The sequence below is a fragment of the Umezawaea sp. Da 62-37 genome, from assembly GCF_032460545.1.
Lineage (GTDB): Bacteria > Actinomycetota > Actinomycetes > Mycobacteriales > Pseudonocardiaceae > Umezawaea.
On sequence record NZ_CP135965.1, the window covers coordinates 2,123,877 to 2,139,649 of the forward strand.

The window sequence follows — 15,773 nt, forward strand, 5'->3', positions numbered from 1 at the left end:
GGTGGGGGCAACCGGAGTGGTCAAGAGGTGCGTGATGGGTCCGACCGGGACGAGGGTCCGCAACGCCGCGATCGAACTGTTCGCCGAACGCGGTTTCCACGGCACCGGCATCCGCGACCTGGCCGAACGCGCAGGTCTGTCCTCCGCGACGCTCTACCACTACATGGGCACCAAGGAGGACCTGCTCGTCTCGATCATGACCACGAGCCTGCGACGCCTGCTGACCGCGGGTGAACGCCTCACCGCCGACGGCGACCCGCTGGCCCGGATCACCGCGCTGGTCGAGTTGCACGTCCTCACCCACGCGGTCCGCAGGCTCGAGACCAGGGTCGTCGACGACGAGATGCGCTCCCTGACACCCGCCAACCGCGCCACCGTCGTGGCCTTGCGCGACCGCTACGAACACCTCTGGCAGGACGCCATCGACACCGGATGCGCGACCGGCGCGTTCCACGTCCGCGCCCCTCGCGTAGCCCGCCTCGCCCTGCTGGAGATGTGCGGCGGCATCGCCCGCTGGTACACCCCGGACGGCCCGATCCCGTTGGAGCAACTGGCTTTGCGCTACGCCGAGATGGCGCTGGGCGTGCTCGGCGCGGCCGGACCACCGCCGGAACTCGCCGTCGACTCGGTCCGCCGCACCAGGGCCCTCATCGACGAGATCTGGCTCCCGGACTAGCCCAGGAACCGCCGCATGTGACCCGCGACCTCGTCCACGTGGCTCTCCAGCAGGAAATGACCACCGTCGAGCAGGTGCACCTCGGCATCAGGCAGGTCCCGGAGGAACGCGCGCGCACCGTCGGGCCCGAAGATCTCGTCGTTGCCACCCCACACCGCCAACAGCGGCACCTGGCTCGCGCGGAAGTACTCGTGGAACTTCGGGTACAGCTCGACGTTCGTCCCGTAATCCAGGAACAACCTCATCTGCACCTCGTCGTTGCCCGGCCGCGACACCAGCGCGTGGTCGTGCGCCCAGGCGTCCGGGCTGACCAGGCTGACGTCCGGCACGCCGTGCGTGTACTGCCAACGGATCGCCTCCAAGCTCAACGCGTCCCGCACCGGCGCGGCCGTCTCCGGATTCGGGTCGGCCCAGTAGGCCCGCACCGGCGCCCAGAACCCCGGCACCAGGCCCTCCGCGTAGGCGTTGCCGTTCTGGGTGATGATCGCCGTCACCCGGTCCGGCCTGCGCACCGCGAGCCGCCAGCCGACCGGCGCGCCGTAGTCCTGCACGTAGAGCGCGGTCCGCTCCACACCCAGGTGATCCAGCAGCCCGTCGGTGAGATCGGCCAGCGCGTCGAAGGTGTACTCGAACTCCTCCACCGACGGCGCGTCCGAGTGCCCGAACCCGAGCAGATCAGGCGCGATCACGTGGTAGCGGTCCGCCAGCAGCGGGATCAGGTCGCGGAACATGTGCGAACTCGTCGGAAACCCGTGCAGCAGAACGATGGTCGGCGCATTCCCGGCCCCGGCCTCGCGGTAGAAGAGCGAGTGGCCGTCGACGATCGCGGTGCGGTAGTGGATCGATGTCATTTCTAACCCCTTCAAGCATGTGATCCGGTTAGTCGCTCGACACATCGGAGCACGCAACTAGCTAACCTGTCAACAGCGTCAGTGTGGTTAGATGAGGATGTGGACGACCTGGAGACGCTGCTCGCCCTGCTCAACAGCAGCCCGATCATCGACGGCGTGCCGACCGACACCCTCGCCGACGACACCGACGCCCGCCGCTGGGCGAAAGCCCACGGCGGCACCGGATCCCGCACGGAGATCACCCGACTCCGCCAGGTCCGCGACCACCTTCAAGACGTCGTACGCGGCTCCTCCGACACGTCACCCCTCGCCACCATGCTCGACGACGTGCACCAGACCCCCGCCCTGACCCTGACCGGTGTCACCTGGACCCTCGTCAACGCCGACCTCCCCGCCCGCGTGATCCTGGAATGGGCACACACCCAGCAGACCCACCCCGGCCGCCTACGCCCCTGCGGCAACGACGAATGCCGCCTCTTCCTCCTCGACCGAAGCCGCGCCAACCAGGCCCGCTGGTGCTCAATGGCCACCTGCGGCAACCGCCTCAAGGCCCGCCGCCACCACAACCGCACCAAAACCGCGGACACCCCTCCCCAGTCCTCCACCTAGAACCCCGGTCCCGACTTCACCCGCGAACCGACCGAACAACTACCGAAACGCGCCCACACCACAGCCGACAACGTGATTGCCGCTCGCACTTGGAACACGTGACAATGGATCAAGGAATCCACACAACCAGGTGGACGCGCGATGACACCGCAGGAGATCTTCGAACGCCACATCTGGACAGGTATGACCGGCAACGCCGAAATGCGCGCCAACCTCTACGCACAGGACGGCGTCTACGAAGCCCCTCTCGCACCCGAGAACGGCACCGTCCCACGCAGACTGGAAGGCCGCGACGCCCTCCGCGCAGGCTTCACCGAAATGCACCGACTCGCACAGTCCGACCCCCGCAAAGCCGACATGCCCAATTCCCACCTCGTCCTCCACACCACCTCCGACCCGGACGTGTTCATCGCGGAACTGGACGCCGCCTTCGAAAACGCCGCCACGATGTCACTGCTCCAGATCTACCGCCTCCACAACGGCGAGATCGTGCTGATGCGCGACTACTTCGACCCCAACACCTTCAACTGACCTCCCCCTCACCAACCGCCGGACACCCACACCCAGCCACGACCAGGGCCAAGGCCACAGATTCGCCTGACAGCCGACAGACCCAGCACGGCCCACATCCCGGCGCCCCACCTACACCCGGCAACCCTCTTGGTCAGACTGGTGTGAGACACCCTGTGTGAGGGTGGGTTCATGACCGAGGGCAGGATCGGAGATCCTCATGACCGTGACCTCGCCATCCGCCAAGCAACCTCAGCCCTCCCACCGCGGCCGCCAGGCCGATCCGGCACCACGTCCGTCCCGGCGGGTGTTCACCCCGCAGTACAAGCTGGACATGGTCACCGAATACGAGAACGCCCCCAACGGAGAGAAAGGCGCAATCCTGCGGCGCGAAGGCCTCTACTCCTCCCACATCATCGAATGGACCAGAGCACGCGACGCAGGACGCCTGACCGGTGACCCCGCAAACCCCGGCCTCTCGATGACACCATCCCGGAAATCCGCCGAACAGATCGAGCTGGAGAAACTGCGGCGCCAGAACCAGAAGCTGACCTCCGATCTGACCAAGACCCGGATGGCGCTCGACATCATGGGAAAAGCACACGCGCTCTTGCGGGAACTCTCCGAGAGCGAACAGGACGACACACCGCCCAAGAAGTCCTGACGACCACGTTCGCCGACCTGCGGGCGGTGGACGTCTCGGTGAAGAAATCCTGTGCCCTGACAGGATTGTCGCGGGCGACGCACTATCGACACCTCAACCCGGGCGGTCCGGTGCACGGGCCGTGGCCGGCACGGAGACCACCGCCGCAGGCCCTGGACGCCGGCGAACGCGCCCTGGTGCTCGAGATGCTGACCGGGCCGGCTTACCGGGATCTGGCGATCCCGCAGGTGTGGGCACGGGAACTGGACCAGGGCCGGTACTGGTGTTCGGTGTCCACGATGTACCGGATCGCCCGTGCCTCAGGCCAGGTCCGCGAACGCCGTCGGCTGGCCACCCACCCGGCCAGGGTCCGGCCCGAACTGCTGGCCCGCAGTCCTGGTGAGGTGTGGTCCTGGGACATCACCGCGCTGAAAGGACCGGTGAAAGGGATGTGGTACAAGTGTTATGTCGTGTTGGACATCTTTTCCCGCTATGTCACCGGGTGGTTGGTCGCGGCCGCGGAGGACGCGGTACTGGCCAAGGACTTCCTGGCCGACGCCGTCGCCCGCAACGGTGCGCGGCCGCATACGATCCACGCCGATCGCGGTGGTGCGATGGTGTCCAAACCGGTCTCGGAACTCCTCGTGGGCCTGGGTGTCCTGCGGTCGCATTCCCGTCCTCGAACCTCGAACGACAACCCGTATTCCGAAGCGCAGTTCAAGACCTTGAAGTACATGCCCGACTTTCCCGACCGGTTCGGATCCCTGGCCGACGCCCGCGTGTTCTGCGAGGGTTTCTTCCTGGCCTACAACCATGAGCACCGTCATTCCGGCATCGGAATGCACACTCCCGCGTCGGTGCACTTCGGGACCGCGGGGCAGGTCCGTGACCACCGCCAAACCGTGCTCGACAAGGCCTACGCCCGACATCCGGAGCGGTTCACACGCCGTCCTCGTCCGCCCGAACTGCCCGGGGTGGCCTGGATCAACCAGCCCGTCGAGCAACCACAACCGGCTTCCTAGACACCACCTGTCTCATCGAACTTGACAACTACCGCAACTGCCACCCGCCGATCGACACCCATCACTCAGCACACAGCACTTGCTGACCGGCATCCCACGACCAATTCCTGCCATTCAACGGCCGGGCCACCTGGCCCTCCACCACCCGGCCATCCGGCCATCCGGCCACGGCGAGCCAACACCACCGCGATCATCGCTAGCGCCAGACACCGAACAGAACGCCGGGTACCACCCGCCGATCCCCACCCCGTCCTGCGCTACCCCGCCCCAGCCTCCTTCCCGCCCCCCACCCCCCTTATTCTTCGTTCCCCGACTCCCGTTCCCCAGCCCTCTTCCTGGCTCCCGGCTCCCGGCTCCCGGCTCCCGGCTCCCGGCTCCCGGCTCCCGGCTCCCGGCTCCCGGCTCCCGGCTCCCGGCTCCCGGCCAGCGTGCACCCCAGCCCGCCCCTACACGTCGTGGGCGCCCCTCCCAACGGAACCCCACCGCGCATACCCGCCGCCCAGCCATACCTTCAGCACGCTGCCCTCCCCCCTCCCCATTACTCCTTCACACCCCCGCGCACGCACACCCCCGCACCCCCGCACACCCGCACACCCGCCGCACGCCGCACGCCGCACGCCGCACGCCGCACGCCGCACGCGACCACACCCTCACCCCGCGGAACCACCGACCTACCAGCGCCCAACTGCGGCCACCCCGCCCACAGCACTCCACCCGATGACACCAACCCCGCGAGCGACCGCCGAAGGCGGTCGGGCTCGGCGCCACGGTTCACGAACCCCGACAGGCAGGCGCTCGCCACCCGCTTGTCGCGATCCGATCGGCAGACCCCCGACGGACCTGCCGATCCGAGTCCTACTTCGAGAACACGTTCTTGATCTTGCCGATGCCCTCGCCCACGGCGTCCTTCACGTCCTCCACGACGTTCTTCAGACCCGCCGACGCCTGGTCGGTCCGACCCTCGGCCTTCAGCTCCTCGTTGCCCGTGGCGTCGCCCGCGGTCTCCTTGGCCTTGCCGCCGAACTCCTCGGCCTTGTTGCTGATCTTGTCGCCCAACGACATCGCGCTTCTCCTCCGCCTGGCAGCACCCGGTCGAGTGCCTTCTAGTAACAAGGACACGGCTGCCGCCCGGTTCGTCACGCCACGATCGGGTCTCCATCGGGTGACGACGATCACCAACACCGATCCTGGACGAGGCCGTGACGTTTCCGCTCCCGGCCGTGTCCTACCGGAAGCCGTTGAAAGGGGGACTCGCCGATGCCGTGCGCAGTCGGGGGTCGTGAATGACGTCGCACACCGAGGTCGGATCCGAAGCGCTGGACGACGTCACGTTGGTCACCCGTGCGAGGGAGGGCGACGTGCACGCTTATGAGCAACTGGTGCTCCGGTACCAGGGGCCGATGTACAGGTTCGCGGTGCGCATGCTCGCGAGCAGAACCGATGCCGAAGACGTAGTACAGGAGGTGTTCCTGACCGCGTGGCGCAGACTCGGCCAACTGCAGGAGGACGTGGCGTTCGTGTCGTGGCTCTACCGGACGACGACGAACCGCTGCCTCAACGTGATCCGGGGACGGCGGCCGCAGGCCGAGGTGGAGCCGGAGGAGCACGAGGCCACGGATGTCCTCCCGGAGCGGTCGGTCGAGATCGGCGAGCAGATGGCAGCCTTGGCCGTGGCGTTGCAGAAGCTGACCCCGGAGCAGCGGGCGTGCTGGCTGCTGCGCGAGGTGCACTGCCGGTCCTACGACGAGATCGCGAAGTCGGTCGGGGCCAACGTGACGGCGGTGCGCGGCCGGATCGCACGCGCAAGAGTGCAACTCGCGGAGGTGATGGCGCCATGGCGATGAACGAGACCGATCAGGGCTACCTGCTGCCCTGCGGTCGTGATGTCGAGGCGGTGTGGGACCGGCTCGACGAGATCGACGCGCATGAGCTGGAGTGCCCGCACTGCCTCGGTGCGCGGGAGAGCCTGCGAGCGCTGCGGGCGGTCACCGAGGAGATGGCGCGCGACACCTCGGAACCGTCGCGCGCGCTGTTCGGGCGGATCATGTCCGCGGTGCGCGCCGAGGTGCGTCGCGGCGACATGCTGCCCCTCGCCGCGGGCGACCTGGGTCCGTTGAGCGTGAGCGAACGCGCCATCGCGGCCGTGCTCCGGTTCGCCGTGGACGGCGTCGCCGGTGTGCGCGCCAGGCACTGCCAGGTCACGGCCAAGGTCGACGTGGTCAACGTCGAGCTGCGTATCGCGGTGAGCGTCGACTTCTACGTCCCGGATGTGGTGGAACTGGTGCGCGAACGGGTGACCACGGCCGCCACGGCGCGAGTCGGCATGCGGGTGAACCGTTTGGACGTCACCGTCGAAGACCTGTACGACCTTTGAAGGACTGGACGGGATGACTGCAGAGCACGTGATCAGCAAGCCCGTCGTGGCGGCCGTCGCCGCGCACGCCGCTCGCGGCGTCGTGGGAGTGTCGCGGCTGGAGCCGGGCCTGGCGGGCCTGGTCGGGTCGGTGGCGCGCACCGCGCGGCAGCGGTTCAAGGGCCTCGACCCGGCGCCGACCGAAGGCGTGCGGGTGCATGTCGACGTGCGGGTGTGGTTGGAGGTCGACGTGGTGACGTCGGCGGACGACCAGGCCGCCGCGGTCGGCCGTGCCGTGCAACGGGCGGTCGCCCGTGCCGTCACGAACGCGACCGGGCTGGCCGTCGCCGAGGTGGCCGTGTCCGTCCTGGAGATCGAGCTGTCATGAGTTCACAGGAGACGGTGGAGAAGTTGCTCGCGGTACTGCGCGAAGTACCCGGTCTGAAGGCCGCCACGCCCACGATCGCGCCGACGTCGCCATGGGTGCCCTGGGACTGGGATTCCCTGGCCGTCGACCTCGGCTCCGAGGTCGTGGAGATCAGGGTCGTCGCGACCGCGCTGCCCCTGCCACCGCTGCTGGACAAGGCGACCGTGATGCTCGGCGAAGTGCTGCGGCAGAACGGGTTCGAGGCTGCCGTGCTCCGCATCGTGGTGACCGACCTGGACGCGGCGGCACTCCACGATGAGACCGCCACCACACCATCGGGCGCGTGACGATCCCCGCCCCCGTGTGTCCTAACAGCACACAACCTCAACCAAGGGAGCGCGACGATGACCAACTCGGCGACAACGACGACCACCACCACCCCGAAGGCGACCGTGGCAACCACGTCGAACGGCCAACTGGTGACGGAACACGGCTCCACCACGATCGCGGACACCGTCGTGCAGAAGATCGCGGGCTTGGCGGCACGTGAGATCGGCGGCGTGCACGCGCTCGGCACCGGTACCTCACGGGCGTTCGGCGCGATCCGCGAACGCATCCCCGGTGCGTCGGCCAGCGCGGGCCAGGGCGTGTCCGTCGAGGTCGGTGAGAAGCAGGCCGCGGTGGACCTCCAGCTCCTGGTCGAGTACGGCGTGCCGATCGCCGATCTGGCTCGTTCGGTGCGCCGCAACGTGATCACCTCGATCGAGCGGATGACCGGCCTGGAGGTCGTCGAGGTCAACATCAGCGTCGTCGACGTGCACATCCCCGGTGAGGACGGCGACAACGCGGCTCCCGAGTCGTCCCGCGTCCAGTAGTCGTCACCACCAGCAAGGAGAACAGGTCTGATGACTGCTTCCGCACTCGGACTGCTGTCCGGCCTCGCGCTCGGCTTCGCCGCGGCGTTCGGGGGTTTCGGCGCGTTCCTCATCGTCCTCGCTTTCGGGGCGATCGGTCTGCTCGCGGGCAGGGTCGTCGAGGGCAAGCTCGACCTGTCCCAGCTCACGAACCGGGACCGGGGATGACGATCGCGCTGGAGAAGGGCCGCACCGAGGTAGCCGATCGTGTGGTCGAGCGACTGGCCGCGCGTGCGGTGACGGAGGTCGCGGGCGTGGGTGGGTCCGCCCACCGGGTGCTGGGGGTCGCCGTCGGCGACCAGGAGGCGGTCCAGGTTGCCGCGCGGGTGACCGGTGATCGCGCGGAACTCGATGTGCGGCTGTCGGTGGTTTACCCAGAGTCGGTGGCGGCGACGACCAGCCGGGTGCGCGCCCACCTCGTGGCTCGCATCGAGGAGCTGACGGGGCTCGTCGTGTCCGAGGTTGACATCACGGTCACCGAGCTGCGCACCGCCGTCGCACGGCATCGGAGGGTCGAATGATCCGCAGGCCACGCCGGAGTGTTCCGGCCACGCTGACGGCGATCGTGCTGCTGGCGGTCTGCGTGGCCACGGCGACGTGGACCGTGCAGAAGCTCATCGGCCGCACACCGTACGTCCCACTGCCGAACCCGCACTGGAACGACCTGTCGGTTGCGATCGCCGGCGGTGTTCTGGCTGTTTTGGGGCTGGTCATGCTGATGGCCGCAGTCCTCCCCGGCAAGCCCATGGTCGTGCCATTGACCGAGGACGAGTCGGATGCGGGCGCTTCCACCCGGAGCTTGCGCACCACGCTCCAAGCGGCGGCCGATTCGGTGGACGGTGTCACCGCCACGAAACTGAAGGTGCGGCGCGGCAAGGTGATCGCCAAGGTGCGTACCAACCGCACCAACACGGACGGCTTGGACGACGCGGTGCGCGCGGCGTTGGACCAACGCCTGAGTCAGATCCCACTTGTCGCCCCACCATCGCCCCGGATCAGGACCAGGAGCGCGCGATGAACCGTCCAGCCCGCCTCAACCGCACCCTGCTAACCCTTCTGGGCCTACTCGCCCTCGCCGCGGGCGGCTTCGCCCTGGCTATCCACTTCTCCGTCCTTCACCTGTTTCCCTCCACCGACCCTCTACTCCCCACCACCACGCCGACGACTCCAATCCTCTACGTCACGGCGGCCGTCAGCGTCATCATCGGTCTCCTCTGCCTGCGGTGGCTGATCGCCCAGTTGGCCCGCACCCCGAAAACCCAGACCTGGCAACTGGAATCCACCGCGGAACCAGGCCACACCGCCCTCCCGGCAGCGGTAGCCGCGGCCCCACTCACCGACGACATCACCACCTACGAAGGTGTCCACACAGCCAGGGCGACACTGGCGGGCACCCACTCCTCCCCTGCACTCGCGCTGGTGGTCACCGTCCACCACACCGCGAACGTCAAAGACATCCGCTCCAACATCACCACCCACGCCTTACCCCGCCTACGCCAAGCCCTGGACCTCACCGCTCTTCCGACCACCATCGAATTCCGCTTCAGGGCCTGACTCGTAAAGCAGGCACCATTTCGCCAGCACATTCGCAGGGCTGGACGCACCGGCCTGCGCGGCGGAAAACGCGACTGGAGGGGGTCGGGCTCCAGCGTGCTGTTACCGCAACGGGTGATCGCAGGGGTACAGCCATTCCAGGACTGATTCACGACGCTGGGTTCGAGGCCTAACAATCTCGTGCGCGGCCACGCAGGCAGGCTGGGGTGACCTTGGTCGCAGGTTAGGCTAGCTGTTGCAGGCCCTGAGGGAATGCGCGAATTGCCCTTCAGATAGAGGGCGAACGGTGCAGCCGGGAATCCACTTCATGGCTGGCGCGTACAACGTTCCGCACAAACAAAATGCCGACAATCAACGACGGTCAGCATCCACCACAGCCCCGTTCGACGGGGTGGGGTGAGTTGCAAGGCGGGTTATGGGGCAAGTTGCGAGTCACGAGCGGCGAGGCCTAGCGTCGCGCGGTATGAAGATCCTTGTAGTGGGGGCCGGGGCGACCGGTGGGTATTTCGGGGCGCGGTTGGTTCAGGCTGGGCGGGATGTGACGTTCCTGGTTCGGCAGGGGCGGGCCGGGGTGTTGCGGAAGCGCGGGTTGCGGATTGTCGAGGCTGACGGTGAAACCGTTGTGGAGCCAAACCTGGTGGAGGTCGAGGGGCTGACGGGGACTTACGACCTGATTCTGCTGTCGGTCAAGGCGACCGCCCTGGATGCGGCCATCAGAGATTTTGCACCCGCTGTCAGGCCGGGCACGTTGATTTTGCCGGTGCTCAACGGAATGGGGCACATCGAAGCGCTGGTCGAGCGGTTCGGTGAGGGTGCCGTGCTCGGTGGTGCGGCGCGGGTCGTCACGACGCTCAACGACGAGGGTGACATCGTGCGGATCGGTGGGCCGCACCTGTTGACCTACGGGGCGCGGAGCAAGCCCGCGCCGGAGGGGCTGGCCGCGGTGGAGGAAGCGCTCACCGGGGTCGGGTTCGATGCGGTGCTCTACGACGACATCGTCGAGGACATGTGGGCGAAGTGGGCGTTCATCACGTCGATCGGCGCGGTGACGTGCCTGATGCGCGGGTCGATCGGTGAGGTGGCGGCGGTTCCGGGCGGGGTGGGGTTCGCGGAGGCGGTGATCACCGAGGCTGCTGGGATCGTGGCCGCGGCCGGGCATCCGATCCCGGAGGCCGCGCTGGAGTTCATGCGGTCGACGGTGACCACGCCTGGTTCGCCGCTGACGTCGTCGCTGTACCGCGACCTGGTCGCGGGGCAGCAGGTGGAGGTAGAGGCGCTGTTCGGCGACCTGCTCGTGGTGGCGGAACGGGTGGGCGTCCCTGCTCCCCTGCTCGGCCTGACGACCGGTCTGCTCCGGGTGCACCAGGCGCGGGTGACCGGCCGGGAGTAATCGATGGGTAATCGAACGCGTTCGACACCTGTTCGATGGTCCTGCGGCAGTTATTCGACAATGAGCATCGAATCGCCAATTCGCCACTCGGGAATGGGTGTTGACGTTTCTGTGAGGCGTATTCTACGTTTCCATTCAACGACTGCCGGAATCGCTGCTCGCCCCACCGAGGTGATCGCATGCTCGAAACCGTGGAACCCTCGTTGGGGCAGCAGGATTTGACGATGCTGGCCTTTCTGGCCGACGGAATGGTGGTCGAGGCCGTGGGCAGGCGGATGGAGTTGTCGGATCGGACGGTGCGCAGGCGGATGCGGGCAGTGTGCGACCAACTCGGCGTGCGCACCCCGGTTCAGGCCATCGTGTGGGCGGCACGACGAGGCCTGATCTAACCGGGCTCCGCCTCTGACCTGGGCTGACGTTGAACACGGCGGCACACTGCTGGTTGCTGGTCTCACGCAGGTCCAGAGCACGACAGAGGTGCGGTCGGCCGTGCTCGCGTCCTGGACGTCCAGGCACAGACCTGACTGCGTGCCCGTGGCGGCCCGTTCGGGCCGACCGTCCACTTCTGGTTCGCGCCGCCGTTGCAGTCGTGGATGTTGACGACCGTTCTCGCCGCGGTGCCCTGCTGGTAGACCTCCGAGCACTTGCCCCGTACACCCGCAGCTCACCGGCTGGGGTGGGCGTCCAGAGTTGGTTGGCACCGCCGTTGCGCCCGTGGATCTTGACCGCCAGCACGTTCGTGGTCGAGGCGCCGGGCACGTCCAGGCACTTCGCCGACGCCATGCTGACCAGCGCTGTTGCGGGTGCGGTCGGTACCGTGCCGCCGTTCTGCTTCAGCACGCAGGTGGTGAGGTTGTTGGCCACCAGCGTCCGCTGGCCCTCGTTGGACGTGGCCATGACCTGCGCACCGCCGGGTGCCCCGGTCACCGGGTACCGGACCGATCCCGGCCGGACGAACCGGCTGTACTGGCCGAGCGCGTGGAACCGCTTGGTCGGGTCATAGGTGGCGGCGTAGCCGCCGTTGATCCGGTGGAGCAGCGGATCTCACTACCTCGCGTCGGTTTGTCGAACTGTCGTCGAACACCGGCGACGCCAGCGAGCGTCGCGTCGCTCGGGAAGTCGTAGGTGTGGTGGACGAGTGTGGTGACGTACTGGTCGGTACCGGCCTGGTTCGTCCACTGCGGCATCTTGGAAGTGGACCGCAGGACGGTGCTCGACTCGTCCGCGCTGATCCCCACGCCCAGGCCGTGCGCGCCGACCGCGCGGACGATGTCGTCGCGTTGGGCCGGTTCGACGAGCACCCTCCCTGGGCTGCACGGTGATTCGTTGAAGGAGTTCTGGGGCTCGTTCATGGGGCTGAGGTGGTTGATGCGCACGTCCTCCGCGTGGAAGTGCGTCACCACGTCGGCCGGGTACCCGGCGAAGGCCGACTTGCAGCCCGCCTTGAGGTGGCCGTCGCAGCTCTTGGCGTTGTCCTTCCAGACCGCGGGGGCGCTGTTGGCGAACCCTACGAGGTCCGGAACGCCGTACGAGGTCGCCTGCCGCAGGAACTCCGTGCCGCCCGGATCGCGTGACCAGTCGTAGGTGCCCAGAGAGGTAGGCGGGGTCTGCGGGGCGCGGTTGCCCGCCGCCACGCCGACGCCACCACCGCCACCAACACCAGCAGCGCCACCGCCACCGCTGTTGTACCGGTAAGCCGACCGCCGGAGGCCGTCCGCGCCGAACAGCAGGTCGGCCATCCGCTGCCGGATCGCCTGGGAGAAGCGGGCCAGGTCGTTGACCCACCACGCGCCGGAGTTGTCGCGCGTCTGCGCGGGCGACGACGACACCTGCGCCACGGCCGCTGGCACCGGCACCGGCAGCACTACCACCAGCACCACCGCTAGAGCCAGCACCAGCGGCAGCGGCAGCGGCAGCGGCAGCGGCAGCAGGGTGGCGAGGCCGTACGCCCACCTCGCTTGCGCCATGTCACGTCCTCCCGGAGGTGGGCTACCTGACCGGTACACCGCCGCGGACGACGCCTGCCGCCACCAGGCTCACGACGGGCGTGGTTGCCGTGCCGTCTGTGCCGTCCGTGCCATCCGTGTCGATCACCGCCAACGCCAGCGTGTTCGCCCCGTGCTCCCGGAGCAGTCCGCCGGGCAGGGAGTAGTCCCGTTGTGGCGACAGGTCACCGAGGTACTGGCCGACGTTCCAGCCGTTGAGGAAGATCAGCACCCGTTGCCCCGGTTGCGCGACCGCCGGGAAGCGGAGGGAGACCGGTACGTCGTAGCCCGTCGGCAGGTCCAGCCGGAACGTCGTGCGGTGCCACGACACCCCCGGCGGCAGCGGCACGTCGGTCCGCTGCCACGAGCGATCGCTGTAGTCCGGTAGGTGCCAGCCCGCGCGCTCGCCGTACAGGCCGCCGGTGTTCAGCGGTCCCCGCATCGGATCGGTGAGGTCTTCCCCGCCCTCGGCACCTTGCACTCGCCACGAGATCGGCGCGGTGGCCCCGGTGAGCGAGGCGCCGAACAGGCCGCGAGGCTGCTTGAACCGGAAGTCGTCGGCGGTCCAGTCGTCGTTGTGCCCCATGTTCTCCACGAGCACGGAGATGGTCGCGGGCTCGCCCGGTTTCACCAGGCCGGGTGGTAGCGCGAAGTCGCCGGGCCCTGGATCGGGGTTGACCGGTTCGGCGTCCGCCTCCACTCCCCCGGCGGCCGAGCCGAGGTAGCGGCCGTTGACCCACACCAGGTACACGCCGCGTTTGCCGGTGATCGCGTTCAGCGCGAGCGAGGTCTCCGTCCCGGTCGGGGTGAAGTGCCCGCGGTACCAGACGTTGCCGTGGTGGAACCCGTAGTCGTCGCTGTACAGCACCGGCAGCGTCTTCGGCTTGATCGGGCTCTCCGTGGTCGTCCGCTCCGCTTTGGTCCACCGGGAGTCGTCGAATCCCGGCGAGGACTCCGAGGCCTCGACGCGGTGACGCCAGTCGGTCAACGCGGGCAGGGCCACCGCCCGAGGTCCGGCGACCTTGCCCAGCAGGCTGCCGCTGGGCGTCCGCCCGACGCGGACCGGGGCACCGCCGATGGTGAGCCGCCGCGCGGAGTCGGGTGCGAACACCTCGACGTCCCCGGACTCCGCCACGTCGGCCCGCAGCCGCACGGTGCCGCCGAGGACGCTGGCGGATCGCGCCAGTTCCGTTCCCCGCACCAGGATCGTGCCGTCGCCGGTGTCGAGTCGCCAGAACTGGGCGGCGGTCTCGTCGGTGCCGAGCAGCAGGAGCATCGGCGGCCTGCCACCGCCGGTGATCGACACCCTGGCCAGGCCGGAGTGCCGGTAGTCGAGCCGCAGGTCGCCCGCGGAGAACGACGACCGCACCGACCCTTCCAGCACCCGCACGGTCGGCGGCGAGGAGTAGCGCAGCACCGTGGACCCGTCCTCGCCGTCACGGCCGTAAAGCACCGCCACGTCCCGGCCGCCGATCGGCGCGTGGGTCAGGATCTCCGACGACGACCACACCAGCCGTTGGCCGCCGAGGTCGTACCCGGCCACCAGGATTTTGGCGTCACGCCCGTCGACCCGGACCGGCACCTGGTAGCGACCGTCCGCCGTGGACCAGTCCAGCGTCGTGCTCACCTCCGCCGCGCTCGCGCGGTCGGTGTGCCCCACGAGCACGAACTGCGTGCCCGTGTCGGGGTTCGCCCGAGCGACCGTGTGCACGGCCGGGTCGGCTGGAACGGGAGCGGTCGTCGGGTCGGTCTTCGTCAGCGGCGCCACCGTGGTGGCGAAGTAACCCTGCCGCTTGAACTCGTCGTACTTCGTCGTCAGCCCGCGCGTCTCGGTGATCGCCGCGCCGTAGTCGTAGGAGGTGTAGACGTCGTTCGGCTGCGGCAGCCAACCCCACGACGTGCCGCCGTAGGCCATGTAGTAGCCGAACATGGTCGCGCCGCTGCCGACGACGTTGTTCTTGTAGAACACCTTCATGTAGTCGGGACCCGTGAGCTGCCTGCACTTCTCGTACCCGACGTCGGCCAAGTCGATGGCGCCTGCCTGGTACTCCGCGGCGTACACCGGCGCGTCGTCGCGCAGGCGCCGGGTGATGCCCTCGCCCCACGGACCCCAGGTCGTGTCGGGGTTGGGGCAGTCGAAGGACTGCGGGTAGTCGTCCACGCCGGGGATCTGCACCGCGCCCTGCCCGGACGACCAGTTCGCCAGGTCGCCGCCGCAGCAGTTGTTGTGCGTGATCGGCACGTCGATGCCGTCGGTGCGGACCTTCTGCTGCAACTGCTCCATGTAGAGCGCGTCCACGTTCGCGCCGTACTCGTTCTCCACGTTGTACGCGATCACCGATCCGCCGCGGGTCACCTGGTGGCGGGCGATGATCGGGTCGAGGTGGCCGAGCCAGTCCCGGTAGGCCGCGGTGTAGCCGGGGTCGCTGGACCTGGCCCGGCCCGGCACCTGCTTCAGCCACGCCGGCAGCCCGCCGCCCGTGGTCTCGGCGTTGATGTACGGACCCGGCCGGGCGACCACGTACAGGCCGAGTTCCTCGGTCATCCGCAGCAGCCTGTCCACGTCGCGCACCCCGGTGAAGTCGTACACACCCGGCTTCGGCGAGTGGTAGCCCCAGTGGAAGTACAGCGAGACGCCGTTGAACCCGGCCGCCTTCACCTTCTCCAGCACGTCGCGCCACAGGTCGGGGCTGGGCAGCCGGAAGTAGTGGAACTCCCCCGTCCACAGCAGGATCCGGCGGCCGTCGACCATCATCGAGTGGTGGTCGTAGCTCACCTCGTGCCGCGGCCCGGCGGGCGGAGCGGCCACCACGGGGGTGGCCACTCCGCCCGCGACCAGCGCGAACAGGAGTGCGATCAGGAGCGGGCGCAGACGAAGCATCGGGCCAGGACCTCCGGG

At 68.5% G+C, this 15,773-nt stretch carries 20 protein-coding genes and 1 pseudogene; 16 read left to right on the forward strand and 5 right to left on the reverse strand.

Annotation, left to right across the window (positions count from 1 at the left end; translation table 11 throughout):
* Window positions 1-34 precede the first annotated feature (34 nt).
* Window positions 35-676 (forward strand): TetR/AcrR family transcriptional regulator, encoded by a 642-nt coding sequence (locus RM788_RS09100; RefSeq protein ID WP_315931124.1) that lies wholly within the window; start codon window positions 35-37, stop codon window positions 674-676.
* On the opposite strand, the gene RM788_RS09105 is transcribed toward RM788_RS09100, so the two are convergent.
* A complete protein-coding gene (locus tag RM788_RS09105) occupies window positions 673-1,527 on the reverse strand; it encodes an alpha/beta fold hydrolase (RefSeq protein WP_315931125.1) in 855 nt (284 codons plus the stop codon). The two genes, RM788_RS09100 and RM788_RS09105, sit on opposite strands and share 4 nt — an antisense overlap.
* A 99-nt stretch (window positions 1,528-1,626) precedes the next feature.
* On the opposite strand from RM788_RS09105, the gene RM788_RS09110 reads away from it, so the two are divergent.
* The 4 genes from RM788_RS09110 (at window position 1,627) to RM788_RS09125 (ending at window position 4,311) form a co-directional block, all read left to right on the forward strand.
* On the forward strand, window positions 1,627-2,136 hold the full coding sequence (locus RM788_RS09110; RefSeq protein WP_315931126.1) for a CGNR zinc finger domain-containing protein: 510 nt from the start codon (window positions 1,627-1,629) through the stop codon (window positions 2,134-2,136).
* Window positions 2,137-2,277: 141 nt separating this feature from the next.
* Window positions 2,278-2,667 carry a nuclear transport factor 2 family protein gene (locus RM788_RS09115; protein ID WP_315931127.1) on the forward strand — a complete coding sequence of 130 codons (390 nt, stop codon included), beginning with the start codon at window positions 2,278-2,280 and terminating at the stop codon, window positions 2,665-2,667.
* A 199-nt stretch (window positions 2,668-2,866) separates the two neighbouring features.
* Window positions 2,867-3,310, forward strand: a complete 444-nt coding sequence (locus RM788_RS09120) for a hypothetical protein (RefSeq protein ID WP_315924220.1) — start codon at window positions 2,867-2,869, stop codon at window positions 3,308-3,310.
* A 26-nt stretch (window positions 3,311-3,336) separates the two neighbouring features.
* Window positions 3,337-4,311, forward strand: a complete 975-nt coding sequence (locus tag RM788_RS09125; RefSeq protein ID WP_315924218.1) for a DDE-type integrase/transposase/recombinase — start codon at window positions 3,337-3,339, stop codon at window positions 4,309-4,311.
* Window positions 4,312-5,166: 855 nt separating this feature from the next.
* Here RM788_RS09125 and RM788_RS09130 read toward each other — a convergent pair.
* Window positions 5,167-5,373 carry a CsbD family protein gene (locus RM788_RS09130; protein WP_315931128.1) on the reverse strand — a complete coding sequence of 69 codons (207 nt, stop codon included), beginning with the start codon at window positions 5,371-5,373 and terminating at the stop codon, window positions 5,167-5,169.
* A gap of 221 nt (window positions 5,374-5,594) precedes the next feature.
* On the opposite strand from RM788_RS09130, the gene RM788_RS09135 reads away from it, so the two are divergent.
* The 11 genes from RM788_RS09135 (at window position 5,595) to RM788_RS09185 (ending at window position 11,278) form a co-directional block, all read left to right on the forward strand.
* Window positions 5,595-6,155, forward strand: coding sequence for an RNA polymerase sigma factor (locus RM788_RS09135; RefSeq protein ID WP_315931129.1), 561 nt, complete (start codon window positions 5,595-5,597; stop codon window positions 6,153-6,155).
* Window positions 6,146-6,685 carry an Asp23/Gls24 family envelope stress response protein gene (locus RM788_RS09140; protein WP_315931130.1) on the forward strand — a complete coding sequence of 180 codons (540 nt, stop codon included), beginning with the start codon at window positions 6,146-6,148 and terminating at the stop codon, window positions 6,683-6,685. The genes RM788_RS09135 and RM788_RS09140 overlap by 10 nt, the downstream gene beginning before the upstream one ends.
* A 13-nt stretch (window positions 6,686-6,698) precedes the next feature.
* Window positions 6,699-7,052 carry an Asp23/Gls24 family envelope stress response protein gene (locus tag RM788_RS09145; protein WP_315931131.1) on the forward strand — a complete coding sequence of 118 codons (354 nt, stop codon included), beginning with the start codon at window positions 6,699-6,701 and terminating at the stop codon, window positions 7,050-7,052.
* Window positions 7,049-7,378 (forward strand): hypothetical protein, encoded by a 330-nt coding sequence (locus RM788_RS09150; protein WP_315931132.1) that lies wholly within the window; start codon window positions 7,049-7,051, stop codon window positions 7,376-7,378. The genes RM788_RS09145 and RM788_RS09150 overlap by 4 nt, the downstream gene beginning before the upstream one ends.
* A gap of 57 nt (window positions 7,379-7,435) precedes the next feature.
* Entirely contained in the window at window positions 7,436-7,906 is a 471-nt protein-coding gene (locus tag RM788_RS09155) for an Asp23/Gls24 family envelope stress response protein (protein ID WP_315931133.1), read from the forward strand.
* Between the two features lie 30 nt (window positions 7,907-7,936).
* Complete coding sequence (locus RM788_RS09160; RefSeq protein ID WP_315931134.1) at window positions 7,937-8,113, forward strand: hypothetical protein; 177 nt, start codon at window positions 7,937-7,939, stop codon at window positions 8,111-8,113.
* Window positions 8,110-8,466 (forward strand): Asp23/Gls24 family envelope stress response protein, encoded by a 357-nt coding sequence (locus RM788_RS09165; protein ID WP_315931135.1) that lies wholly within the window; start codon window positions 8,110-8,112, stop codon window positions 8,464-8,466. Before RM788_RS09160 ends, RM788_RS09165 begins: the two co-directional genes overlap by 4 nt.
* Window positions 8,463-8,963, forward strand: a complete 501-nt coding sequence (locus RM788_RS09170) for a DUF6286 domain-containing protein (RefSeq protein WP_315931136.1) — start codon at window positions 8,463-8,465, stop codon at window positions 8,961-8,963. Before RM788_RS09165 ends, RM788_RS09170 begins: the two co-directional genes overlap by 4 nt.
* A complete protein-coding gene (locus tag RM788_RS09175; RefSeq protein ID WP_315931137.1) occupies window positions 8,960-9,499 on the forward strand; it encodes an alkaline shock response membrane anchor protein AmaP in 540 nt (179 codons plus the stop codon). Before RM788_RS09170 ends, RM788_RS09175 begins: the two co-directional genes overlap by 4 nt.
* Before the next feature lie 463 nt (window positions 9,500-9,962).
* Window positions 9,963-10,889 (forward strand): ketopantoate reductase family protein, encoded by a 927-nt coding sequence (locus RM788_RS09180; protein ID WP_315931138.1) that lies wholly within the window; start codon window positions 9,963-9,965, stop codon window positions 10,887-10,889.
* Between the two features lie 179 nt (window positions 10,890-11,068).
* On the forward strand, window positions 11,069-11,278 hold the full coding sequence (locus RM788_RS09185; RefSeq protein ID WP_106190850.1) for a LuxR C-terminal-related transcriptional regulator: 210 nt from the start codon (window positions 11,069-11,071) through the stop codon (window positions 11,276-11,278).
* Between the two features lie 286 nt (window positions 11,279-11,564).
* On the opposite strand, the pseudogene RM788_RS52925 reads toward RM788_RS09185, so the two are convergent.
* The 3 genes and pseudogenes from RM788_RS52925 to RM788_RS09195 all read right to left on the reverse strand — a co-directional run.
* A pseudogene (locus tag RM788_RS52925) lies at window positions 11,565-11,786 on the reverse strand (RICIN domain-containing protein); the annotation flags it as partial.
* A gap of 26 nt (window positions 11,787-11,812) precedes the next feature.
* Window positions 11,813-12,856, reverse strand: a complete 1,044-nt coding sequence (locus tag RM788_RS09190; RefSeq protein ID WP_315931139.1) for a glycoside hydrolase — start codon at window positions 12,854-12,856, stop codon at window positions 11,813-11,815.
* 22 nt (window positions 12,857-12,878) lie between these two features.
* Window positions 12,879-15,755, reverse strand: a complete 2,877-nt coding sequence (locus tag RM788_RS09195; RefSeq protein WP_315931140.1) for a beta-galactosidase — start codon at window positions 15,753-15,755, stop codon at window positions 12,879-12,881.
* Window positions 15,756-15,773: the final 18 nt, after the last annotated feature.